Origin of the sequence: Glycomyces sp. NPDC047010, assembly GCF_040644205.1 — a bacterium.
In the GTDB taxonomy this organism is placed as follows: domain Bacteria; phylum Actinomycetota; class Actinomycetes; order Mycobacteriales; family Micromonosporaceae; genus Glycomyces.
Genome location: NZ_JBEYVY010000002.1, coordinates 26,693 through 50,180, shown reverse-complemented (window position 1 = coordinate 50,180; position 23,488 = coordinate 26,693). Strand labels below are relative to the sequence as shown.

The window sequence follows — 23,488 nt, the reverse complement described above, 5'->3', positions numbered from 1 at the left end:
CTCCCTCCAGGATCGGGTCAGTCGCGGGAAACGGGGCCGCCGGACCGTTCGCCGCCCGGGTAGACCGGGTTGTGGGGCGGGCTCGGCGTCTCGCCGTCGGGGAAGTCCTCGGCAATGAACGCGTCGAAGTCCGATCGGGTCTCGTCGTCCGCATCGGCGTAGCTCTCCGCCACGCCGATGAGTGTCGATGCCGCGCTTTCGACGTTCTCGCTGCTCTTCGCCAAGGCGTACTGCACATCGTCGCGGAGGGCGAGGATCGCGGAGCCGGAGCGGAAGATGCCGATGCCTCCGAAGACGGTTCCCGCGACGGGAGCCGGATCCAGGTTGTAGCCGGAGGACTGCTGGAGCTTCGCGGAGAACTCGCTGTACTGCTCGGCCAAAGGGCGCAGGTCGTTCTGGGCCACTTCGTAGAGTTCGTAGAGGTCGGCGGCGAATTGGCCGCCGGAGCCGGGGGAGTCGGGCATGCGGGGGCTCCTGGGGGTCAGTCGGGAGTCGCGTTGTTGCTCGGTCACACCAGGTTACCGTAGAAATGCCCTGGTTAGGGGTATTGAGACGGGTATGCGGAAGGGGCCGGACGCGGATGCGTTCGGCCCCTTGGGGTCTCAGCCCTATTCAGCCTTTGATGGCTCCGGTGAGGACGCCGGAGGTGAAGTAGCGCTGGAGGAACGGGTAGACGACGAGGATGGGGACGGTGGCGAGGACGATGACGGCCATTTGGAGGGTGACGCCGGGCGGGGGCGGGGCGTCGCCGGGGAGGGTGGCGCCGGGGATCTGGACGCCGGCGAGGACGTACTGCTGGAGGACGACCTGGATGGGCCACTTCTCGGAGTCGTTGATGTAGAGGAGCGCGTTGAAGTACGTGTTCCAGTAGCCGACCGCGTAGAACAGGCCCATCACGGCGAGCACGGGTTTGGAGAGCGGCAGGACGATCTGCAGGAAGATCCGCCACTCGCCCGCGCCGTCGATGCGCGCCGCCTCGATCAGCTCCTCGGGGAGGCCCTGGAAGAAGTTCCTGATGACGATCATGTTGAAGGCCGAGATGAGGCCCGGGATGATCAGGGACCAGGTGGAGTCCAGGAGGCCGAGGTACTTGATGAGCATGAAGTTCGGGATGATCCCGGCGCTGAAGAACATCGTCGCCAGGATCATCACCAGGACGACCTTCGCCCCCGGGACCTGGCGGGTCCGCACCAGGCCCCAGGCCAGCATCGAGGTGGCCGTGAGGGACAGGACGGTGCCGACGACGGTGATGAAGAGCGAGTTCTGGAGGCCCTGGGTGACGGTGCCGCCGTTGAAGATCGCCCGGTACGCGTCGAGGGAGAACTCGGTCGGGAAGAAGACCCCGGCGCGGGCCTGGGCGGGGGAGGCGAAGCTCATCGCGATGACGTACACCAGCGGGTAGAGCATGGTGATGACGATCAGGGCGATGACCAGGGCCTTCACGGCTCGCACCCATGGGGAGGGCGGGCTCATCCACGGGGCGCCGTGGCGGCGCTGCTGTGCGAGTGCGGTCATCAGAAGATCCCCTCTCCGCCGAGGCGCTTGGCGATCCTGTTGGCGGACAGGACCAGGATGGTGCCGATCACTCCCTTGAGGAGCCCGGCGGCGGTCGCGATGCCCCACTGGCCGCCCATCACGCCGCGGAAGTAGACGAACGTGTCGAGGACTTCGGCCGCTTCGGCGCCGACCATCGGCTGCTGGAGGAGCAGTTGCTCGAAGCCCACGGTCAGGATCGACCCGATGTTGAGGATGAGCAGCAGCGTCGCGACCGGGACGAGCGCCGGCAGCGTGATGTGCCAGGTCCGCTGCCACGGGGTGGCGCCGTCGATCGCGGCCGCCTCGTAGCGCTCGGAGGGGATCCCTGCGATGGCCGCGAAGAAGATGATCGTGCCCCAGCCGCACTCCTTCCACACCACCTGCGCGACGACGAGGAGCTTGAAGGTGTCGGCGTTCGTCATCGCGTCGAACCCGCTCACCCCCATGTCCCCCAAGAGGTTCGCGATGAGGCCGCCGCCGCCGAGGACCTGCTGCCACACGGAGATGACGATGACCCAGGACAGGAAGTACGGCAGGTAGACGACGGTCTGGACCATGCGCTTGACGCGGTCCGACAGGAGCGAGTTCAGCAGCAGCGCAAGGGCGATCGGCGCGGGGAAGGCGAAGACCAGTTGCAGCACCGCGATGATGAGGGTGTTGCGCAGGGCCATGAGCACTTCGGGGTCGGACCAGATCGCGGTGAAGTTCGCGAAGCCGACCCACGGGGAGCCGTCGATGCCGCGGAACGGCGTGTACTCCTGGAACGCGACCACGTTGCCCAGCATGGGGACGTACGCGAACACCAGGAAGAACAGCGCGCCCGGGACGATGAACGTGTAGGCCCACCGCTCGCGCCAGATCCGCTGGCGCAGTGAGCCCTTCCGCTTCGGGAGCGGGGTGGGCCCCGGGGCCCGCGCGGTGCGGGCCTCGGGGCTTTCAGCGATGTTCACGCTCACTCGGACGCGTCCTTGAGCGCCTGCGTGTACTCGTCCCTCACCTGGGTGCCGCCCTGCGACATGTAGTTGGAGACGAAGGACTCCAGGTCGCCCGCGGACTCGCGGCCGGTGACCACGCCGCGCTCGTAGTCGTCCCAGAGGGTCTGGAGCTGCGCGCCCTTGGCGACGAACGTGTCGGAGGCGCCTTCGAGGCCCGTCAGCGGACGGTCGATCGAGTTCTGCGCCATGGACTCCATGACCTGCGAGAACGACTCCGCCCACGGCGTCTGGTTCGGGTGGCCGCGGTAGGAGTTGTCGCCGGAGACGACCGCGACGTACTGGACGCCCAGTTCGGTCGGGAAGTCGCCGGTGGCGATCGGGATGTGGTTCTCGTCGAAGTCGTAGTGTCGGCCCTCGATGCCGCTGCCGATGAACAGGGCCTCCTCGGAACCGTAAGGGGCCGAGAAGTAGTCGAGGACGTCGAGGATGCGGTGGAGCTGCTCCTCGTCTTCGGCGGCCTTCGCGGAGACGCACGTGGAGCGTCCGTAGGGGATGTTGCGGACCACGAGCTGCTCGGAGCCGTCGAAGCCCGGCAGGCCGAAGTAGTCCCAGGTCGCGCCGGGCAGGTCGTGCTGCTTGAGCGCCAGGCCGTCCGGGGTGGTGAACGTGCCGGAGACGGCCTCCCAGGCGAAGGCCGAGCCGGAGATGATGTCGGCGGGGTTGGTGGTCATCGCGACCGGGTCGAACACGCCCTCGGCCCACGCCTGCGCGAGCCATTCGAGCATCGCCTTGTAGTTCTCGGTCTCGGTGGCGTGCACCAGGTCCCCGTCGCCGTTCAGCTGCCAGTCGGGGCCGACTTTGAACAGGCGCCGCCACATGACGGGCTCGTACTTGTTGACGCCGTAGACCTGCTGGCCGCCGGGGCCGGTGCCGAGCGCCGTCACCTCCTTGAGCACGGTGAGCAGCTCGTCCGCGTTCGCGGGAGCGAGGCCGACGCTGGTCTGGCCCACCAGGTCCGTGCGCACCGTGGGGAGGTTGGTGAGCGCCCAGACGATCGAGGGGACCTGGTAGATGCGGCCGTCCTTGAGGCTCGCCTTCCAGATCTCCTCCTTGCGCGCGGCCAGGTTGGGCCACTTGAGGATGTTGTCGCCCGAGAGGGTCTCGGAGAGGTCGGCGAACGCGCCGTCCCGGATGCCCTGGAGGTTCACCGCGGACTGGTCGTTGACGAACACCAGGTCAGGGACGTCGCCGGAGGCGAGCATCGTCGCGAACTTCTGGTCGAACACCGGCTGCGGCACGAACTGCGGCTCGAAGGAGACGCCCAGGCGCTCGTTCAGCTCCTGCCAGTACGGGTTGTCCTCAAGCGGGGTCGAGGGGTCGCCCCACGTGAGCTGGAAGCTCGTGACGGTGCCGCCGGAGGCGGGCCCGCGCTCCACGGACTTGAAGAAGGTCTGCACCGGCTCGGTGTAGACCGACTCCATTCCCGCTGTCTCGCTGGTGAAGTACGGCTGCACGTCCAGTTCGGGGGCGGCCTGGAACGTGGGGATGTCGTAGTCGCCGCCGGTGGCGCCGCGCGCGTTGTCGGAGCAGGCGGCGGTGGAGCCGACGGTCGCGGCCGCGGCGGCGGCGCCGACGGCGCCGAGGAGCCGGCGGCGGGAGAATTCGGCCATGAGGGGCCTCCTTGATCAACGTTGATACTGGTGAGGGATATTGCTGGTCACGGGATAGAGAACGGTATCACTAGATATGGAGACCGGTCAATCTCAAGCCCTGTCTTACTGGAATGTTAAGAGAGATAACGATTTCTATGGATGGGTCACGCCTGCCGCCACAGCGTCGACGGGTCGACCCGGTGGGCCAGGTCCTCGCCCCGCGCCCACCGCTCGGCCTCCTCGACCATGAACAGCCCCATGCGGGAGAGCTCGTTGCCGTGGGAGCCCGCGACGTGCGGGGTGACGAAGGCGTTCGGCAGGTCGTAGAGCGGCGACTCGGCGGGGAGCGGCTCGGGGTGGGTCACGTCGATGACCGCGGAGAGGCGCCCGGCGGCGACCTCGGCGGTGAGCGCGTCGGTGTCGACCAGGCGGCCGCGCGCGGTGTTGACGACGACGGTGCCGTCCTTCATGGCGGCCAGGCGTTCCGCGCTGATGAGCTTCGCGGTCTCGGGCAGGTCGGGGGCGTGGACGCTGACGACGTCGCAGCGGGCCACGAGCGAGTCGAGGTCCACGAGCTCCGCGCCGAGCTCGGCGGCCTCGGCCTCGTCCAGGTACGGGTCGGCGACGAGCACGTCGAAGTCGAAGGGCCGCAGCAGTTCGATGACGCGGCGGCCGATCTTGGACGCGCCGACGATGCCGACGGTGCGCCCGAAGTTCCCGACCTCGGGGTGGACGTGCCCGAGCGTGAACGACCGCTGCGTCCGGAAGTCCTCGCGGAGGTTGAAGATCCCCTTGCCGGCCATGAGGATCGAGGCGAGGGTGTACTCGGCGACGGGGAGCGCGTTCGCGCCCGAGGACGAGGAGACCGCCAGGCCCCGCGCCCAGCCCTCCTCGGCGACGATCGACTTCACCGTCCCGGCCGCGTGCAGCACGGCCCGCAGCCGCGGCGCCTTCGCGAGCGCCTCGGCGTCGAGCCGCGGTACGCCCCAACTGGAGACGAGCACCTCGGCCTCGGCGAACACCGGCTGCACGGCCGGGTCGGCGAAGTCCTGGGCGACCAGGCCCGGGTCGAGGTCGAGGGCGTCGCGCAGGCGCCGCATGAGGGGGTCGGGGAACAGGAGGGGGAGGAACTCGGGGCTCATGGCGAGCAGCGCCCTCGGTCGGTCAGCCACGCGGGGTCCTTCTGTCGGCCGGATAGATATCGGTTTCTAGATTAGGGATCACTTGACGGCTTGTCGAGCCTCCGTCATCGACGAATCCCCATGCCCGGGCGTAGTCGTGCCGTAGTTAGGGCCTGATCTTCCAGCTAGCGGAGCCATTCAGGGAACATAACGATTCGATAACCGCACGAGTGGCATCTCCCGGAAACGCCCGATTGTGCAGAGACCGTTATCTGTCACCTCCTTGATTCGGGCCCGTGCAACCGCTATCGTCCGCATAGATGGATGCTGATATCCGGAAGGACAGTGCATTGGAAAGACGTGCATCGGGGCATGTCCCTCACCGAAAGCGCCTGCGCCTCTTGGCGACCGGCGCCGCCCTCGCCACGGGCCTCGGCATGCTCTCGCTGCCTGCCCAGGCGCAGGCGGCCGACTACGACGACCTCCTCACCGACCACGTGGTCGCGGTCAACGAGACGGTCAGCGACGCCGGGTTCGTCCACCCGGGCGTCGGCCTGACCGCCGACGACCTGCGCAACGCCCAGGAGATGGCCCGCGCGGGCCAGGAGCCCTGGGCCTCCTACTTCGCGGCGATGGCCGACACCTCGTTCGCGTCCACGACCTACCGGGCGTCGAACTCCAAGTCCGCCGCCGAACCTGACGCGCCGCTCGACCCCACCTTCGTGCAGGTCGGCATGCGCAACCGCGAGACCAACGACTCCTTCGGCGCGCTCACCCAGGCGCTCATGTGGACGATCACCGGCGACGAGGTGTACCGGCGCAACGCGATCCAGGCCCTGCGGACCTGGGCGAACATGGACCCCACGAAGTACGCGTACTTCGCGGACGCCCACATCCACACCGGGCACCCGCTGTACCAGTTCCTCATGGCCGCGGAGATCATCCGCGCCACCGAGCCGGTGGACGACGACACGCCCGGCGAGTACGGCGGGTACGACGTCGTCTGGTCCGAAGAGGACGACGCGGACCTGCTCACGAACTTCGCCGACCCCGTGGTGGAGACGTTCCTGTTCTCCAACGAGCGCTGGATGAACCAGCACAACTTCGGCCTGTTCGGGCGCATCGCGACCGCGATCTACGCCGACGACGCCGACGCGTACGCCACGGGCGTGGAGTGGTTCACCGTCAACTCCGGTGACACCGCGTACGACAACGGCGCCCTGGCGCCGCTGCTGCCGCTCATCGACGCCGACGACCCGCTGAACCCGTACGGCACCGACTTCGTGCAGATGCGCGAGATGGGCCGCGACCAGGCGCACGGCGAGTGCAACATCGACAACTTCACCGGCCTCGCCCGGATGCTCGAAGTGCAGGGGACCACCGTGGACCCGACCGCCGGGACGGTCTCCGACGACTCGGACGCGGTGTCCGCGTACGACTTCCTCGACCAGCGGCTCCTCGACGGCGCGGACGCGTTCTACGGCTTCATGATGGGCGCGCCCACGCCGTGGATCGACGAGACCGGCCAGGGCGTCACCATCGCCCAGGCGTACCGCGGGCGCCTGTTCAACCCCGTCAACGAGCTGTACTACGAGTACGCGCTCGAACGGGGCGTCGACGTCGCCGCCGAGGCCCCGTACCTCGCCGAGCTCTCGGACCGCATGACCGGCCCGTACTACTGGTACGGCACGGGAGTCGCGAACTTCTGGGCCCCCGGCGACAAGAACCCCGAGTACTGGGTGGCGTTCCCCGAGTCCCTCGCCGGGACCGAGCCCGCGCCGCTCCCCGAGACCCCGCAGCTGTCGTTCGCCGACGCCGGCCTGGCCCTCGACGCGGGCACCGAGCTTGTGACCGAGGACGGCGCGACCTTCGCGCGCGCCTCGCTCTCCGAGGACGGCACGACCAGCGTCGTCGGGCGCATGATGTACGGCGCGAACGCCCGCATCGGCCTGCGGTTCCGCAGCGACGGCCCCGCCGACCTGGAAGTGCTCTACAAGGAGGAGGCGAGCGGCCTCAACCCCGACGAGGCGCCGACGCGAACGCTCGCGGCGCTCGAACTCCCGGACACCGGCGGCGAATGGCGGTACGTCACGTACCCCGCGGGCGGCCAGAACGTCAACTTCTACCGCCTCACCGGCGCCGAGGGCACCACGGTCGACCTCGACTCGGTGACCCTCTCCGGCGCCACCGATCTCACCGCGCCCGTCTTCAATTCCACTCAGGACGCCTACTTCCTGACGGCCCGGGACGAGGCGGTCATCGACCTGTCCGCCACGGACGCCGAAGGGACCGTGGCCTACTCGGTCGACGGCCTGCCCCGCGGCGCGGACTTCAACGCCGCCACCGGGGTCCTCACCTGGGAGCCCGCCAAGCGCGAGACCCGCACCTACGAGATCCAGGTGGTCGCCGACGACGGCGAGTCCGTGGCCGCCCGCACCGTCGAACTCGTGGTGTCCCCCAACCGGAAGCAGACCGTCGACAACGCAGTCAAGCACGGCACCGACCGCCGCACCGAGTACACGACGGTCACGCACGAGCCGTTCGAGGCCGCCCGCGACGCGGCGAAGGACGCCGCCCGCCACGGCACCGAAGCGGAGTTCAACGACGCCATGGCCGTCCTGCTCGACGCGATCAAGGCGCTCGTGCCGCTCAACCCGCAGCTCGCCGACGACACGTTCGACTACTCCGACGCCGTGACCCCCAGCGGGATCAACGCCGCCGCGGTCGATGCGCTCGCCGACGGCGACAACACCTCCCACCACGGGGACCTGCGGTCGGGCTCGTTCACGCTCGACTTCGGTACCCAGTACCGGATCTCGGCCGAGTCGTTCGCGTTCCAGGCCCGCTCGCTGTTCCCGAACCGCTCGCAGGGCACCAACGTGTACGGCTCGATCGACGGCGTCACCTGGGAACTCCTCACCGAGCGCCCGACCACGGAGACGAGCCGCTGGGAGTCGATCCCGGTCGTCGCCGAGCACGCGGGCGAGGCCTACCGGTACCTGAAGGTCCAGCTCGACGAGCCCGGAATCCCGACCGACCCGGCCTACCCGGGCATCTGGTCGATCGGCGAGTTCCGCATCGGCGGCGAACGCAGCGAGGTCCCCGGGACCATCACCACCGCCACCGTCGCGTCCCCTGACGCGCTGGCGGGCAGGGTGACCGCGGGCGACACCGTGAACGTCGCGTTCACCAGCCCGACCGCGATCACCGGCGTCTCGGCTTCCCTCGCGGGCCAGCCGCTCACCGTGGCCTCCGAGGACGGTCGCAACTGGACCGCCACCGGCGTCCTCGGCGACCTCGACGGCGGTGGCGCGCTCGACCTCGCGATCGAGCACACCACCGCCGACGGCACCGCGGCCGCCACCGTGCACGGCTCCACCGACGGGACCGCCCTCTACGGCTCCGACGAGCGGAACCTCGTGGACCTGTCCGCCGCCCAGGTCGTCACGGCCGCAGGCGAACCGGACACCGCAAAGGCCCCGCACTCGGCGGCGATGCTCGACGGGAACGCCGCCACGTTCAGCGACGTGCCCGCCGTCGACGGCAAGTCGACGCTGATCTGGGACTTCGGCGACGGCGCGGGCCTCACGCTCGACCGCGCCGACTTCCTCGCGCGGCAGGACAACAACGGCATGATCCGCATGGCCGACCTCGTCCTGGAGGGCTCGAACGACCTCGACTCCTGGACGCGGCTCACCGACCCGACGGTCAAGACCCTGTCCTGGCAGGGCCTCGATGCCGAAGGCGCCGAAGGCTACCGGTACCTGCGGGTGTCGAACGGCGCGCTCATCGACATCGCGGAACTGCGCGTCTTCGGCAGCCTCGACCTCGACCTGGACACCATCACGGCCCGGGCCGAGGCCGTGGACCTCGAAGCGCACTCGCGGGCCTCGGCGATCCTGTTCGCCCGCGAACTCGACGCTGTCAAGACCGCCGCCGATGCCGAAGGCGCCGACGAGACCGCGCTCGCGCGCAGGCTCCTCGACGCCTGGGGCCTCCTCGAAGACCCGGCCGTCACCGAGGCGGCCACAGTGGACGCGTCGTGGGTCGTCGCGAGCACCGCCTCCTGGGACGGCACGAAGAACGCCGCCGCCAACGGTTGGGCGCTCTTCGACGGCGACACCGCGACGTACACCGACACCACGACCGCGAGCGGCTGGGTGCGGGTCCTGCCCGGCGCCGACACCGCGTTCACCGTGGAGACCGTGCGGTTCCACCCGCGCTCGACCCACGTGTCGCGGGCCGTCGGCGTCCAGTTCCAGGGCTCCAACGACGGCGGCGCGACCTGGACGACCTTCGCCACCGCCACCACGGCGAGCGCGGGCTGGAACACGATCGACCTCGCCGCGGCCGTCGAGTACGGGGCGCTGCGCGTCAACGCCCCCAGCGGGAACACCAACCTCGCCGAAGTCGAATTCCTCGTCGAAGTCGCCGACCGCACCGGCCTGGAACTCCTCCTCGACGAGACCGCGGACCTCGCCGAAGCCGACTGGACGCCCACGTCCTGGACGGCCCTGACCGCGGCCCGCGACACGGCCGCCGCGGTCGGCGCGGACGCCGCCCAGGCGGACGTCGACGCGGCAGCGGAAGCGCTCGCCGCCGCTATTGAGGGCCTTGAACAGGCATAACACTGCTCGACAAAAAGGGCCCCGGCCGCTGACAGCGGCCGGGGCCCTGCCGTGTCCTCGGTTCAGCGGGATGTCAGCGCCCTGTCAGCGGCCGCGCCGATAGTTGCGGACATGAGCGGAACACGACCGATGCCGACGACACCCGGCTTATCGTCGAAACCACCGCCGCCGAACGAAACCGCAACCAGGAGAGCAACACCATGACCGTCGAACTGACCGCCCAGGACAAGTCCACCATCCGCACCGCCGCCTTCGGCGCCGTCACCCTCATGTCCTACGCGGGCATCGCCGGATCGGCCCACAAGGTCGCCACCGACGGCTCCCTCGCCCTCACGGCCGCCACCGGCGCGGTCGGCCACGTCCTCGCCGAGAAGCAGCGCGACTTCAAGCTCCAGGCCAAGTCCTCCGCCGCCCTCGCCGACCAGGTCCTCCCCGCCCTGACCGACTCCGTGAAGCTCCTCGAAGCCCAGGACCCCGCCGAGGCCGAGAACTTCCGCCGCACCATCACGGTCGCCCTCGCCGCCGCCAACCGCGCCCACCGCGGCGAACCCAGCCCCACCATGGCCGACATGACCCGCAAGATCACCGACGCCCTCAACGCGTGACCGCCCCCGACGAGGCCCCGGACGCACCCGCGCCGGGGCCTCCGGCGTTACCCTCGGCCGATGACCGGGACACGACTCACGCTGACCTCCATCACCGTCACCGCCCCCGACCCGCGCGCCCTCGCCGACTTCTACGCCCGCCTCCTCGGCGTCCCCGTCGCCGTCAGCGAACCGCCCCGCCCCGGCGAACCCGACGAAGCCGGATGGGCCCAGGTCCGCACCGGCGACGGCCCCACCCTCAACTTCGAGTACGAGCGGCACTGGCAGCCCCCCGTCTGGCCCGCCCGACCCGGCCGCCCCCATGCCACCCAGCACCTCGACATCCACGTCGACGACCTCGACACCGCCGTCGCCCACGCCGTCGAACAAGGAGCCCGCCTCGCCGACCACCAGCCACAGGACGACGTTCGCGTCCTCTTCGACCCCGCCGGCCACCCCTTCTGCCTGTTCCTTTAGGGCTCTCCGGGCTGGACGGGGGGATAGCATCGGGGGATGGCGGGGTCCACAGTGAGCGCGGGAGGTGGGGCGGGCGTGGGGGTTGTCGTCGGTGTCGCGGTCGGGCTCGCCACGGTCGTCGTGCTGTGGCGGCTGTACCGGACCGGGACCCGTGGCGCGGCGTTGGGGCTCATGGGGGTCGGGGCCGTGGCGACCGTCGTCGGGGCGGCGCTCGTCGTCGCCGAGCCGTTCGGGAGCGCCGGGGCCCTGACGGTGCTCGCCGTGGTCGGCGGGCCCGTCGTCTACCTGGTGGGGAACCTGATCGCCGTGCGGGACGAGACCGGCCGCATCTCCCGCTCCCGCATCGCCGCCATGGTCGGACTCGTGGTCGTCGCGCTCATCGGATTGGTCCTGCCCGCGCTCGTGCTCGCCGCGCTGGCGTTCGCGATCCTGCTGCTGCTCGCGCTCGGGGCCTCCGGGTGGTTCAAGCCGCCGTCGTTCAGCGTCGAGGACTGAGGCCCTTGCGCTTTCCTCTGCTTGTCTTCGGATGTCTCGCAGCCTTGCTGCTGTACGGAATCGTCACCGGAGTCGGGACCGGTGGGCCCGTCGAGGCCGACTGCTTCCACGTCGACGCGACAGGGGACGTCGGCACCTGCGCCGATGCCCCCGAACCCTCCCTCACCGGCGCGCTCGCCGCCGCCAACTGGGCGTGGTGGGGACCGGCCGCCGCACCCGTCGCGTTCGGGGCCCTCGTGCTGTGGATCTGGTGGCGGATCAGGTCGACAGCCGCATCGCGGGCTCGTCGGACACCGTGAACCCCAGCTGCTCGTACAGGCCCAGCCCCTTGTCGGTCGCCAGCAGCTCCACCGTCCCGACCCCGTTGGCGCGGAACCACTCGATCAGCGCGTCCATGCACGCCCGGCCGTACCCGCGCCGCCGCCACTCGTCCTCGGTGACCACGTTGAACACCCAGCCGTACAAGCCCGAAGGATTCCGCGGGTTCGGCAGCCGCTCGCTCACCGTCCCGATCGCGCACGAGGCCAGGCGCCCCGAGCCGTCCGGGGCGTCCACGACCACGGCGTGCATCGTCGGGGAGGGCTCCACGAGCCGCCGGGCCAGGGCCGCCGCCGTCATCGCGCGCCACTCCGGATCGGACGTGTCGAACCATTCCGAGAGCAGGACCGCCCGGAACCGGACGAGCTCGTCGATGTCGCCGGGGCCGGCGCTGCGGGTCTCAGTCATGGCGCGAGTCTAGGCCGACACGCACGGTCACCCGAAACGGTTCACGCGGGTACCGTTGCGCCCCAAACCATGCCATGATGGGACCTATGTCCCGCCGCCCCAAGGACCTCACCCCGCAGCAGCTCCGCTTCGTCCCCCAGAAGCCCGTGCGCTGGCTGTCGCCGCGCACCCTCATCGACACGAGCATGCGCTTCGGCCTCGCCCGCGTGTTCGGCGGCTACGTCGACAAGCGCGAGATCATCGGGGGCCGCCCGCAGCCGGTCTACGACCACTCCGGCGCCGAGGAGCTGTGGATCGACTACGTCGCCGACATCGGCGACGGGTTCAACGCCACCTACTCCGTCGCGTACCTCATGGCCCAGGACGAACTGGACGTCGGCGGCGAGCGCCTCCCGCGCGGCTCCGTGCTCGTCATGGGCGGCGACGAGGTGTACCCCGCGGGGGACTGGGTCGAGTACGAGCAGCGGATGAAGGGCCCGTACGAGGCCGCGAACCCGGGGAGTCCCGTTGCGCTGTACGCGATCCCGGGGAACCACGACTGGTTCGACGGCCTGACCGCGTTCGCGCGGCAGTTCACCGAGGGCCGCACGATCGGCGGGTACCGGACCTTCCAGAAGCGGTCGTACTACGCGCTGAACCTGCCGCACCGGTGGTGGCTGTTCGCGCTCGACGCGCAGTTCGACACCCACCTGGACCAGAACCAGATCGAGTACTTCCAGCGCGCGGCCGAGCGGATGCAGCCCGGCGACCAGGTGATCCTGTGCGTCGCGCAGCCGTCGTGGCTGTGGACCGCGGAGGACCCGCGCTCGTTCGACCGGATCGACCACTTCATCCGGGACGTGATCGGCGCGAGGGGCGGGCGCGTGCCGCTCATCCTCACCGGGGACCGCCACCACTACGCCCACTACTCCGAAGTGGACGGCGTGCGGCACCTGGTGGGCGCCGGGGGCGGCGGGGCGTACCTGTCGCCGACCCACACGCTGCCCGAGTCGCTGACGGCGCCGCGCAAGTCGGTGCCCGAACCCGATGCGCCCGAACGGGAGTACCGGCTCACCCAGACGTACCCGTCGAAGGCGAAGTCGCTGAGCTACGCGTTCGGGATCTTCGCGCGGCTGCCGTGGCTGAACAAGGGCTTCGTGGCGCTCATGGCCGTGGTCTCGCTCATCGCGACGGTGTCCATCCTGGAGGGTACCGGGACCACCGTGGCCGCGGCGGCGGTGCTCCTCGGTGCGGGCGTGGGCTTCGCGCACCCCGGGCAGGGCAGCCGCACCGGCAGGCACTACATCCTCGGGGGCCTGCACGGGCTCGCGCAGGTGGCCCTGTCGTGGACGGGCGCGCAGATCATCAAGCAGTTCGACGACGTATCACTGTGGACGTACCTGGTGTACCTGCCGCTCGCCGGGCTCGCGGGGACATGGCTCGTGGGCCTCTACCTCGTGGTCGCGAACCGCCTGGGCGTCAACGCCAACGAGCTGTTCGCGGGCATGTCGGTGATCGACCAGAAGTGCTTCCTGCGCATCCGCGTCGACGCCGAGGGCGCCACGGTCTACCCGATCGGCGTCGACCGCGTCGGCCGCCACTGGGCCGCCGACCCCGAAGGGGCCGAGACGGACTCGTGGATCAAGCCGGTGTACCCGCTGAAGCCGCGGCTCATCGAACCGGGCTTCGCCGCGTCCCACGCCGGGCCAACCGCCGCGTCGCTGCCGCGCCAGAACCCGGTGCGGCGCATGATCGCCCAGGCCGAGGAGTGGCTGCGCCGCTAGTCCTCTCCGCGCGGCTCGGCCGGGGTCTCCATGACCGCGTCCGGGCCGTGGCCGCCGCGGCCCATGAGCCGGTGCAGCGCCGGGCTGAAGACCGCGAGCACCACCGCGGTGAGGATCGCGATCCCCGCGAGGATGTAGAAGAACGCCTGCTCGCCGACCTTCGGCACCATGAACGCGTACGCCTGGCCGCCGAGCGGCGTGCCCACGGCCGGGCCGAGGAACCACACGCCCATCAACTGGCCCTTCAGGTTCGAGGGCGCCAGCTGCGTCGTCACCGACAGGCCCACGGGGGAGACGCACAGCTCGCCCCACGTCAGCAGCAGGTACACCACGACCATCCACCCGAGCGCGACCAGGATCCCCGAGTCGGCGCGCCCCTGGAGCCACCCCAGGAACACCCACGACAGGCCCGTCAGGCCCACGCCGAGCGCGAACTTGTACGCCGTGCCGAAGCCCGACCCGGTCTTGAGCCAGATCGCGCCGAAGATCGGCGAGAACACGAGGATGAAGATCGTGTTGAAGTTCTGCACGCCGCCCGCGGGCAGGTGGAAGCCCCACGAGTCGAGGTCCACGGAGTTCGACGCGAACGCGGTGAGGATCGAGCCCATCTGGAGGTACAGCATCCAGAACACGACCGAGGCGATGAACAGGCCGACGTACGCGCGCAGGCCCGCCTTCTCCGCGGGCGTCACGTCCTTCGCCTCGCCGAAGATGTAGATGAAGTACCAGACCGCGGCCGCGATCGACAGGATCGTCACGACCGTGGGCACCGTCGAGAGCGTCAGCGTCCCGGTCGCGGCCCAGATCGCGATGGCGACGGCGGCGATGACCAGCGAGATCACGATGACCCGCACGACCTTGCCGCGCTCCTCGTCGGCGAGGGGCCGCGAGGGCCCGATGCCGGTGCCGGTCAGGCGCGACCAGCCGCGCACGTACCAGAGCAGGCCGAGCGCCATGCCGACCGCGGCGGCGCCGAAGCCGAGGTGCCAGCGGTCGTCCCCGGCGAGGTACGGCGTGAGGAGGATGCCGAGGAACCCGCCGAGGTTGATGCCCATGTAGAACACGGAGAAGCCGGAGTCGCGGCGCGCGTCCGAGTCGCCGTCGTAGAGGCGCCCGACCATCACCGAGATGTTCGGCTTCAGCAGGCCCGAGCCGAGCACGACCAGGAACAGGCCGAAGAACACCAGGCCCGGCCCGCTCACCGGGATCGCCATGGAGATGTGGCCGCACATGATGATCACGCCGCCGATGAGGACCGCGCGCCGCGCGCCCAGCACCCGGTCGGCGAGCCACCCGCCCGGCAGCGAGGTCAGGTACACGGCGCCGGAGTACAGCGACGCGATCGGGATGGCGACGGTGTCGCTCAGGCCCAGGCCGTTGTGCAGGATGCTCGCGGTGAGGAACGTCAGCAGGATGCCCTGGAGGCCGTAGAAGCTGAACCGCTCCCACATCTCCGTCCCGAACAGGACGGCGAGGCCGCGCGGATGGCCGAAGAAGGTCTTCTCGCGGCCGGCGGCCGGGTACTCGCGATGGGACATTCCGGTCCTCCCCATGTCGATGGCGCTGCACTGCGCTCTCCGGTACCCGGCGCGACCGGCGCCGACACCTGCCGACGCTAACCTTTCGCAGGCCCGGAGGCGGTCGGAACGGGCGAACCGGCGTCCCCGAACGGATGCGGTGCGGTCATTTGTCTGATATGCGCGTTTACGTGGTCTACGATCCGGCCTATGAGCGACGATCCTTACTGGAACCCCGGTCAGACCGACGAGCCGTCCGGCCGCTTCTCCGGCGGCGACCCGCTCGTCACCGACACGTTCGAGGGCTGGTGGCACGCCTCCTTCGACGTCGTCCAGCGCTCCTGGCGCACGGTCGGCCTGATCCTCCTCATCGGCGTGGTCCTGCCGCGCTGGATCTTCGGCGCCTACAACAACAACGTGCGAACCCCCGAGAAGGACGTCGTCGTCACCGACTGGGGCGCGTTCGTCCGCGAGTACTCCCCGGGCGTGCTCGCCGGGATCATCGGGCTGATCCTCACCCTCGCGGTCCTGTACGTCTCGGGCTCGGCCGTCCTCGGCGCCGTGCGCACCGCCGCGGCCGAGGCCGCCGGGGGCTTCCTGTCCCTCGGGGAGGCGTTCTCCTTCGGGTTCAAGCGCGGCGGCCGGTTCTTCCTGTGGCTGCTGCTCGCCTGGGTGACCATCGGCGTCGGCCTGGTCCTGTGCATCCTGCCGGGCCTGTGGGCGATCTTCGCGCTCAGCCTCATGGCCCCCGCGGCGGTCTTCGAGGCCCGCCGCAGCCCGTACGCCCGCTCGATCCAGCTGACGCACTCGGCGTTCTGGCCCGCGCTCGGGCGCCTGTGCATCGTCGTGCTCGTCGCCATCGCCGCGAACATCCTCATCGCGATCATCGGGCTGCTGCTCGCGGGCGTGTGGCACGCCATCTTCGCGGGCTGGCTCGCCGCGGTCCTCACCGTCATCACCGAGGCGGTCATGGCGCTGCTGCTCCTGGCCCCGATGATCTGGGTCCTCTCGGCGTCCCTGTGCACGTACGCATGGCTGCGCGGGCGCACCGAGTCCGTCTCCGCCACGTCCCTCTCGGCCGAAGCCTCCGGCGCGGCGGCCCCCGGCGGCTACACCGGCCCCGGCGAGCCCGGCCACCCCGGATCGCCCTCGCCGACACCGTAGGAATCGCCGCCATGCAGTGGACGCCGGGGCGATCGCCCCGGCGTCCGCGCTTTCCACCACTGGTTCCGTGCCCCGGATTGGCACTCTCACGGCGAGAGTGCTACAACTGGGTTTGGCACTCGCCGCTGGGGAGTGCTAAACACGCGATGAGGTGGTCGGGTCCTCAGGGCTCACCGTCGCGGGTACGCCGCCTCACCGTCGACCACGAACGTTATCCGAAAGGAAGCCATCCACATGGCGAAGATGATCGCATTCGACGAGGAGGCTCGCCGCGGGCTGGAGCGGGGCTTGAACACCCTCGCGGAGGCCGTCAAGGTGACCCTCGGCCCGAAGGGCCGCAACGTCGTGCTGGACAAGAAGTGGGGCGCCCCCACGATCACCAACGACGGCGTGTCCGTCGCCAAGGAGATCGAGCTCGAGGACCCCTACGAGAAGATCGGCGCCGAGCTCGTCAAGGAGGTCGCCAAGAAGACCGACGACGTCGCGGGCGACGGCACCACCACCGCGACCGTGCTCGCGCAGGCCCTCGTCAAGGAAGGCCTCCGCGCGGTCGCCGCCGGCGCCAACCCGATCGGCATCAAGAAGGGCATCGAGAAGGCCGTCGCGGCCGTCGTGCAGCACCTTCAGGACTCCGCCAAGGAGGTCGACACCGAGGAGCAGATCGCGAACACCGCGTCCATCTCCGCGGGCGACACCACCGTCGGCGCCATCATCGCCGAGGCGATGGAGAAGGTCGGCAAGGAAGGCGTCATCACCGTCGAGGAGTCGAACACGTTCGGCCTCGACCTTGAGCTCACCGAGGGCATGCGCTTCGACAAGGGCTACCTGTCCGGTTACTTCGTGACCGACCAGGACCGCATGGAGGCCGTGCTCGAAGAGCCGTACATCCTCGTCGCGAACCAGAAGATCTCCGCGGTCAAGGACCTCCTCCCCACGCTGGAGAAGGTCACCCAGACCGGCAAGCCGCTCCTGATCATCGCCGAGGACGTGGACGGCGAAGCCCTCCCGACCCTGGTGGTCAACAAGATCCGCGGCATCTTCAAGTCGGCCGCCGTCAAGGCCCCCGGCTTCGGCGACCGCCGCAAGGCCATGCTCGGCGACATCGCCATCCTCACCGGCGGCCAGGTCATCTCCGAGGAGCTCGGCCTCAAGCTGGAGAACACCGACCTGTCCCTGCTGGGCCAGGCCCGCAAGGTCGTCATCACCAAGGACGACACCATCATCGTCGACGGCGGCGGCGACGAGGACGCGATCCAGGGCCGGATCAACCAGATCCGCGCCGAGATCGAGAACTCCGACTCCGACTACGACCGCGAGAAGCTCCAGGAGCGCCTCGCGCGCCTGGCCGGCGGCGTGGCCGTCATCAAGGTCGGCGCGGCCACCGAGGTCGAGCTGAAGGAGCGCAAGCACCGCGTCGAAGACGCCGTGCGCAACGCCAAGGCGGCCGTGGAAGAGGGCATCCTCCCCGGCGGCGGCACCGCGCTCGCCCAGGCCGACTCGGCGTTCGAGAAGGTCGAGGCCGAGGGCGACGAGGCCACCGGTGTGGAGATCGTGCGCCGCTCGCTCGGCGCGCCGCTCCGCGCGATCGCCGAGAACGCCGGCCTCGAAGGCGGCGTCGTGGTGGAGAAGGTCAAGGGCCTCCCCAAGGGCCACGGCCTCAACGCCGACTCCGGCGAGTACGTCGACATGCTGGCCGCGGGCATCCCCGACCCGGCCAAGGTCACCCGCTCGGCGCTCCAGAACGCCGCGTCGATCGCCGCCCTGTTCCTGACCACCGAGGCCGTCGTCGCCGACGCCCCGGAGAAGGAAGGCGCCGGCGCCGCCGGCGGCGGCATGGGCGACATGGGCGGCATGATGTAAGCAGCCCTTCGGGACTGCTCACTCAGGCCGACTGAGTACTGCAAGGGAGGACCCCTCACTGTAAAGTGAGAGGTTCTCCCTTTCTCTGTACTGGCTGCCAGTGCAGACGGCGCAGCCGCTGCGCAAGCGGCATACCGCCCCAACCACGGGCGGTATGCCGCATCGCCCGAAATGTTTGCGGCCCAGCCGATTCGCGGCTCTTCACACCGTGTGCGACGCGGGCTAACCTGTGCACGTGCCCCCACACCCGTCGCCCCACCCGCACCCCGAACCGGAGCGGCTTCGCCGCGCTGTACCAAAAGGGCCCCGCCCGCACCGTTCGGACCGCCGACTCGCAGCGCTCGCATTCATGACCGGCATCCTCGCCGTGCTCGTCTTCACCTGCTACGTCGGCGGCACCGCCACGGAGTCGCGGCTCGCCGAGCCCGACCCGTTCCCCGCCGTGCCCGAACCCGAGGCGCCCGCGTACCGCGAGGACGGCCCGCTCCTGCTCGTGTGCACCGACGACGTCGAGGACTTCGCCGAGCGGAACGAAGGCGTCGTCTACAGCGAGCGCATCGCCAACGAGCGCCTCCAGGACGACTGCCTCGCCGACGGCTTCCGCGACCTGACCGCCGCTGTCGCCGCCGCGGAACCGAACGCGCGCATCCAGATCCTCCCGGGCCACTACACCGTGGACGCCACGATCGTCGTCGAGACCGAGGGCCTCCAGATCGAGGGCGTCGGCGACAGCCCCGACGACGTGCAGGTCTCCGCGCACTTCGCCGCCGACACCGTCCTCACCGCCCACGCCGCCTCCGGCCTCTACGTCAAGGGCGTCTCCTTCGGCCAGGCCCGCGGCGCCGCCCTGCGGCTCACCGCCGTCGAGTCCGCGACCCTCGACGAGGTGGGCGCCTTCCAGAGCGACGGCGCCGGCATCCACGTCGCCGACTCCTCCGGCGTCGAAGTCCGCGACTGCCGCGCCGAGGCCGCCGACACCGCCGGGGTCCTCATCGAGAACTCGCACGCCGACGTCATCGGCTGCGAGGCCACCGGCAACGCCGCGGGCATCGAGATCCGCGGCACCGAGACCACCGCCAGCGCCGTCGGGAACCGCCTGCACGCCAACACGACCGGGCTCGTCGTCGCCGACTCCGGGCCCGCCGCCGACATCGCCGTCAGCGACAACACCGTGTACGGCAACAACGCCGACCACTACGCCCTCCTCGGCACCGCCGCCTGCGAAGCCGATGCGGCCGAACGCGACTGGACCGGCGGCGTCCTGTGCCCCGACCGCACCTACCCCTCGGGCGTCGGCATCCTCGTCGCGAACGGCACCGGCACCGCCGCCACCGGGAACCTGATCTGGAACCAGCAGACCGCCGGGATCGCGACCTGGGGCACCCCGGGGCAGGACGCGGGGCTCGGCGGGGACCGGAACACGTTCAGCGGGAACACGTTCGGCGTCCGCGAGGACGGCGCCCGGCACCGCAACCGGCTCGACGTGTGGTGGGACGGGACCGGCGCCGCGACCTGCTTCGACGAGCCCGGCACCCACCGCACCACCCCGGCGGTGCTCCCCGCCTGCGGCGGCGACGTCGCGCGGATCGCCGGAGACCCGTTGCGCACCTTGAAAGTCTGGGAGTGCGGGCTGGGGAGCAGCGACGACCCGTCGGCGACCTGCGACTGGCTCGGGGCGCGCTTCACGGACCGGCTGGAGTTCCAGACGGCCGTCGCGTTCGCCGCGGTCCTGCTGTTCCTCGCGGGCGCCGGGTGGCTCGGCGCCGCGAGGTCGCCGAATCCGCCGCGGGCCGGCGCGATGACGTTCTCCGCCATAGCGACCGGGTGCGGGGCGCTCCTGTTCGTGCTCGCGGTGTGGTCGGGCCGCGCCGACTACGAGGCGCTCGCGGTGGCCCTGTGGGGCGGCGGGTGGCTGCTCGCCGGGCGGTCCTGGTACCGGTCGGGGGTGCGGTTCCTCGGCGGGTTCACGGTGATCGTGGGCGGGCTGGCGGTGCTCGACGCGATCGACCGGGGGCTCGTGACGCTCGCACCGATGCCGGTGTCCCCGGCGTGGCTGTGGCTCGGGCTCCTGCCCTTGTGGACGCTGTTCGCGCTCGGCGCGGCCTTCGGGCCGCGGCGCCGGGAGGAGGAGCCGGTGCAGGTCGAGCGCACTCCGGTGACCGCGCCGATGAGCGACCGCTGGGACTGGTGAGCGCCCGGGCCGGGGAAAACCGGCTCGGATTCACGGAACCGGCGCGGGGCCCGATCGCGTACTGTTGCCCCATGACTTGGACCTGGAAGCTCGAAGACGCCGACGGCAACGCCATCGAAACCCCCGACAGCGACCTGGGCAGCCAGGGCGACGCGGAGTCGTGGCTGGGCGAGCGGTGGCGCGAGTTCGCCGACCAGGGCGCCGCGGTCGCGGTCCTCGTGGAGGACGGCGCCACGGTCTACCGCATGGACCTCACCCCCGCCGAGGAGTAGCCCGCACCCCCGCGACCTGTCCGGGCCGGGCGGCTCGCGTCGACCGGCCGTCCCGCCCCGCCGCCGCGTCCCGTTGTCGCACCCCGCAGGCACTCTTGCAGCCGGGGGCGACCGCGAACCGACACCCCCGACCGCGGGGGCCGGAGGCGAGCGTCGCCGACCGGCCCCGGTCCGTAATAGGCTGGGCCGCGTGACCACAGCCGGCACCCTCACTCTGACCGCCACCCGCGCCCGCGCCGCGCTCGACGCGCGGCGCGGCATCGTCCGCCTCCACCCCGAGGCCCTCACCGCCCTGGGCCTGCGCCCCGGCGACGCCGTCGGGATCACGGGGCGGCGCACGACCGCCGCGATCGCCCTCGAAGCCGACCGGTACGCGTCCCGCCGCGCCCTCTACGCCGACGACCTGACGCTCGGGAACATCGGGGCCCGCGACGGCGACCCCGTGCGCCTCGCACCGATCGCCCTCACCGCCGCCGACCGGGTGGTCCTGTCGGGCCCGGCGTCCGCGGTCGCCGTGGTCGACCCGGACACGCTGCGGCTCGCGCTGCTGTCGAAGGTCGTGTGCGAGGGCGACGACGTGTCGCTCCTGCCGATCGAGCTCGGCGCCTCCGCGCGGGACGCGGTCACCGCGACCCGCCGCACCCTGAACAACACGCTCGGCATGGGCTGGACCACCATGGTGCTCAACGTGGTCGAGGCCGATCCGGCCCGCGGCGCGATGATCACCTCGGACACCCGCGTGGAGTGGGCCGGCGAGGTCCGCACCGCCGTCGACCTCCCCGCCGACCTGCCGCTGCCCGCGGGCCGCACGCCCGGGGAGCGGATGCCGACCTCCTACGGCGGCACCGCGAGCGCGGCCCGCCCGCGCACCGAGTCCCGCGGCCCGGTCGCCGAGGCGCCTGCGCCGCAGGCGGTCCCGGGCGTCGCCCCGATCCCGTACGACGAGCTCGCGGGCGCGAAGATCCCCGCCGAGGAGCTGCGGGAACTGCTCGACCTGGGCTTCAACCACCGCGAGGTCCTGAAAGTCGTGGGCACCGACATGGCGCTGGGCGTGCTCGTCTCGGGCCCCTCGGGCGCCGGGAAGGCCACGATCGTCCGCTCGGTCGCCGAGGCGGTCGGCGCGCGCGTCAGCGAGGTCTCGGGCTCCGACCTGGCGGCCCTGGAGGCGAACGCCGCGGCCGACCGGCTCCGCTCGGCCGTCGCCGCGCTCGCCGTCCCCGGGGTGCTGCTCGTCCGCGGCGTCGAGCACCTGGCGCCCGCGGGGCGCCGGACCCCGTTGGGCACCATGTTCTCCCGCCTCGTGGAGGAGGTCCTCGCGGAGGCGGGGGAGCACGCCGTGGTGTGCACGACCGCGCGCGTCGAGGACGTCGACGCGACGCTTCGCTCGCGCCTGGAGCACGAGGTCGTCGTCCCGATGCCGGATGCGGAGGCCCGCCGCGACCTGCTCGTGTACTTCACCCGCTCGATGAAGGTCGCCGAGGATGTGAAGCTCGAAGGGGTCGCGCACCGCGCCCCCGGCTACGTCGCCTCCGACCTCGCGGTGATGGTCCGCGAAGCCGGGGTGCGGGCCGCGCTGCGCGCCAAGGACGGCGGGGCCACCGCGCTCCAGAACGCCGACTTCGACGGCGCGCTCGAATCGGTGCGGCCCACCAGCCTCGCGGGGGACTCCGTGGAGCTCGGCGGGCTCACGCTCGCCGACGTCGGCGGCATGGAGGACCTGAAGCAGACCCTCACCGAGACGGTCCTGTGGCCGCTCACGTACCCGGACGCGTTCACGCGCTTGGGGATCGAGGCCCCGCGCGGCATCCTCCTGTACGGCCCGCCCGGGTGCGGGAAGACCTACATCGTGCGCGCGGTCGCGGGGGAGGGCCACGCGAACGTCATGAGCGTCAAGGGCTCCGAGCTGCTGAACAAGTGGGTCGGCGAGTCGGAGAAGAACGTCCGCGAGCTGTTCCGCCGGGCCCGCCAGGCCAGCCCCACCCTCATGTTCTTCGACGAGCTCGACGCCCTCGCGCCGGTCCGCGGGGGCGGGACCGACGGCGGCACCGCCGACCGGGTGGTCGCCGCGCTCCTGACCGAGCTCGACGGCGCTGAGGCCCTGCGCGACGTCGTGGTCGTGGGCGCCACCAACCGCCCCGACATGATCGACCCGGCCCTGCTGCGCCCCGGCCGCCTGGAGCGCCTCGTCTACGTCCCGCCGCCGGACGCGCGCGGCCGCGCGGACATCCTGCGCGCCAACGCGAAGAACGTCCCGTTCGCCGAGGACGTGGACCTCGACGCCGTCGCCGACGAGCTGTGGCTCTACTCGGCGGCCGACTGCGCCGCCCTGGTCCGGGAGGCCGCCCTGACGGCCATGCGCGAGTCCCTCGACGCGAGCATCGTCACCGCCGGGCACGTCGAGCAGGCCATGGAGCGGGTCCGGCCGAGCCTGGACCCCGAGCAGCTGGAGTACCTGGAGAACTACGCCCAGAACCGCGAGGGCTGAGCGCTCGGCCTGTGTGTCTTGCGGGCGGTCGGCCTCGTCAGGCCGGCCGCCCGCTTGCTCCGCGCGGAGCGTGTGCTTTCGG

General features: G+C 71.0%; 18 protein-coding genes. 11 read left to right on the top strand and 7 right to left on the bottom strand.

The features are described 5' to 3' along the window. Positions 1–17: 17 nt before the first annotated feature. The 5 genes from AB0A65_RS03665 to AB0A65_RS03645 all read right to left on the bottom strand — a co-directional run bounded on the left by AB0A65_RS03665 (position 18) and on the right by AB0A65_RS03645 (position 5,295). Positions 18–464 (bottom strand): hypothetical protein, encoded by a 447-nt coding sequence (locus AB0A65_RS03665; RefSeq protein ID WP_359945697.1) that lies wholly within the window; start codon positions 462–464, stop codon positions 18–20. A gap of 148 nt (positions 465–612) precedes the next feature. After that, positions 613–1,515 carry a carbohydrate ABC transporter permease gene (locus tag AB0A65_RS03660; protein WP_359945694.1) on the bottom strand — a complete coding sequence of 301 codons (903 nt, stop codon included), beginning with the start codon at positions 1,513–1,515 and terminating at the stop codon, positions 613–615. After that, on the bottom strand, positions 1,515–2,486 hold the full coding sequence (locus AB0A65_RS03655) for an ABC transporter permease subunit (protein WP_359945691.1): 972 nt from the start codon (positions 2,484–2,486) through the stop codon (positions 1,515–1,517). Before AB0A65_RS03655 ends, AB0A65_RS03660 begins: the two co-directional genes overlap by 1 nt. Positions 2,487–2,488: 2 nt before the next feature. After that, complete coding sequence (locus tag AB0A65_RS03650; protein ID WP_359945688.1) at positions 2,489–4,141, bottom strand: extracellular solute-binding protein; 1,653 nt, start codon at positions 4,139–4,141, stop codon at positions 2,489–2,491. Positions 4,142–4,287: 146 nt separating this feature from the next. Then, positions 4,288–5,295: a hydroxyacid dehydrogenase gene (locus AB0A65_RS03645; RefSeq protein WP_359945685.1), complete on the bottom strand. Its 1,008-nt coding sequence runs from the start codon at positions 5,293–5,295 to the stop codon at positions 4,288–4,290. A gap of 350 nt (positions 5,296–5,645) precedes the next feature. Between AB0A65_RS03645 and AB0A65_RS03640 the strand changes: the two genes are divergently transcribed. The 5 genes from AB0A65_RS03640 (at position 5,646) to AB0A65_RS03620 (ending at position 11,727) form a co-directional block, all read left to right on the top strand. Then, positions 5,646–9,872, top strand: coding sequence for a putative Ig domain-containing protein (locus tag AB0A65_RS03640; protein WP_359945683.1), 4,227 nt, complete (start codon positions 5,646–5,648; stop codon positions 9,870–9,872). A gap of 200 nt (positions 9,873–10,072) precedes the next feature. After that, the gene (locus tag AB0A65_RS03635; protein ID WP_359945680.1) at positions 10,073–10,477 is read left to right on the top strand and encodes a hypothetical protein; all 405 of its coding nucleotides are present in this window, start codon (positions 10,073–10,075) and stop codon (positions 10,475–10,477) included. A 60-nt stretch (positions 10,478–10,537) separates the two neighbouring features. After that, a complete protein-coding gene (locus AB0A65_RS03630) occupies positions 10,538–10,933 on the top strand; it encodes a VOC family protein (RefSeq protein WP_359945677.1) in 396 nt (131 codons plus the stop codon). Positions 10,934–11,008: 75 nt separating this feature from the next. Beyond that, positions 11,009–11,428 (top strand): hypothetical protein, encoded by a 420-nt coding sequence (locus AB0A65_RS03625; RefSeq protein WP_359945674.1) that lies wholly within the window; start codon positions 11,009–11,011, stop codon positions 11,426–11,428. 44 nt (positions 11,429–11,472) lie between these two features. Continuing rightward, complete coding sequence (locus AB0A65_RS03620) at positions 11,473–11,727, top strand: hypothetical protein (RefSeq protein ID WP_359945671.1); 255 nt, start codon at positions 11,473–11,475, stop codon at positions 11,725–11,727. Here AB0A65_RS03620 and AB0A65_RS03615 read toward each other — a convergent pair. After that, positions 11,687–12,154 (bottom strand): GNAT family N-acetyltransferase, encoded by a 468-nt coding sequence (locus AB0A65_RS03615; protein WP_359945668.1) that lies wholly within the window; start codon positions 12,152–12,154, stop codon positions 11,687–11,689. The two genes, AB0A65_RS03620 and AB0A65_RS03615, sit on opposite strands and share 41 nt — an antisense overlap. Before the next feature lie 86 nt (positions 12,155–12,240). Here AB0A65_RS03615 and AB0A65_RS03610 point away from each other — a divergent pair, with 86 nt between their 5' ends. Next, positions 12,241–13,917, top strand: coding sequence for a metallophosphoesterase (locus tag AB0A65_RS03610; protein WP_359945665.1), 1,677 nt, complete (start codon positions 12,241–12,243; stop codon positions 13,915–13,917). On the opposite strand, the gene AB0A65_RS03605 is transcribed toward AB0A65_RS03610, so the two are convergent. Then, positions 13,914–15,455, bottom strand: coding sequence for an oligopeptide:H+ symporter (locus tag AB0A65_RS03605; protein WP_359945661.1), 1,542 nt, complete (start codon positions 15,453–15,455; stop codon positions 13,914–13,916). The two genes, AB0A65_RS03610 and AB0A65_RS03605, sit on opposite strands and share 4 nt — an antisense overlap. A 189-nt stretch (positions 15,456–15,644) precedes the next feature. On the opposite strand from AB0A65_RS03605, the gene AB0A65_RS03600 reads away from it, so the two are divergent. The 5 genes from AB0A65_RS03600 to AB0A65_RS03580 all read left to right on the top strand — a co-directional run bounded on the left by AB0A65_RS03600 (position 15,645) and on the right by AB0A65_RS03580 (position 23,406). After that, entirely contained in the window at positions 15,645–16,598 is a 954-nt protein-coding gene (locus AB0A65_RS03600) for a hypothetical protein (RefSeq protein ID WP_359945658.1), read from the top strand. 234 nt (positions 16,599–16,832) lie between these two features. Continuing rightward, positions 16,833–18,458: a chaperonin GroEL gene (groL, locus tag AB0A65_RS03595; protein ID WP_359945655.1), complete on the top strand. Its 1,626-nt coding sequence runs from the start codon at positions 16,833–16,835 to the stop codon at positions 18,456–18,458. A 349-nt stretch (positions 18,459–18,807) separates the two neighbouring features. Then, on the top strand, positions 18,808–20,649 hold the full coding sequence (locus AB0A65_RS03590; RefSeq protein ID WP_359945652.1) for a right-handed parallel beta-helix repeat-containing protein: 1,842 nt from the start codon (positions 18,808–18,810) through the stop codon (positions 20,647–20,649). A 71-nt stretch (positions 20,650–20,720) separates the two neighbouring features. Next, positions 20,721–20,921 (top strand): hypothetical protein, encoded by a 201-nt coding sequence (locus tag AB0A65_RS03585; protein WP_359945649.1) that lies wholly within the window; start codon positions 20,721–20,723, stop codon positions 20,919–20,921. A 190-nt stretch (positions 20,922–21,111) separates the two neighbouring features. Then, positions 21,112–23,406: an AAA family ATPase gene (locus AB0A65_RS03580; protein WP_359945646.1), complete on the top strand. Its 2,295-nt coding sequence runs from the start codon at positions 21,112–21,114 to the stop codon at positions 23,404–23,406. The last annotated feature ends 82 nt before the right edge of the window (positions 23,407–23,488 follow it).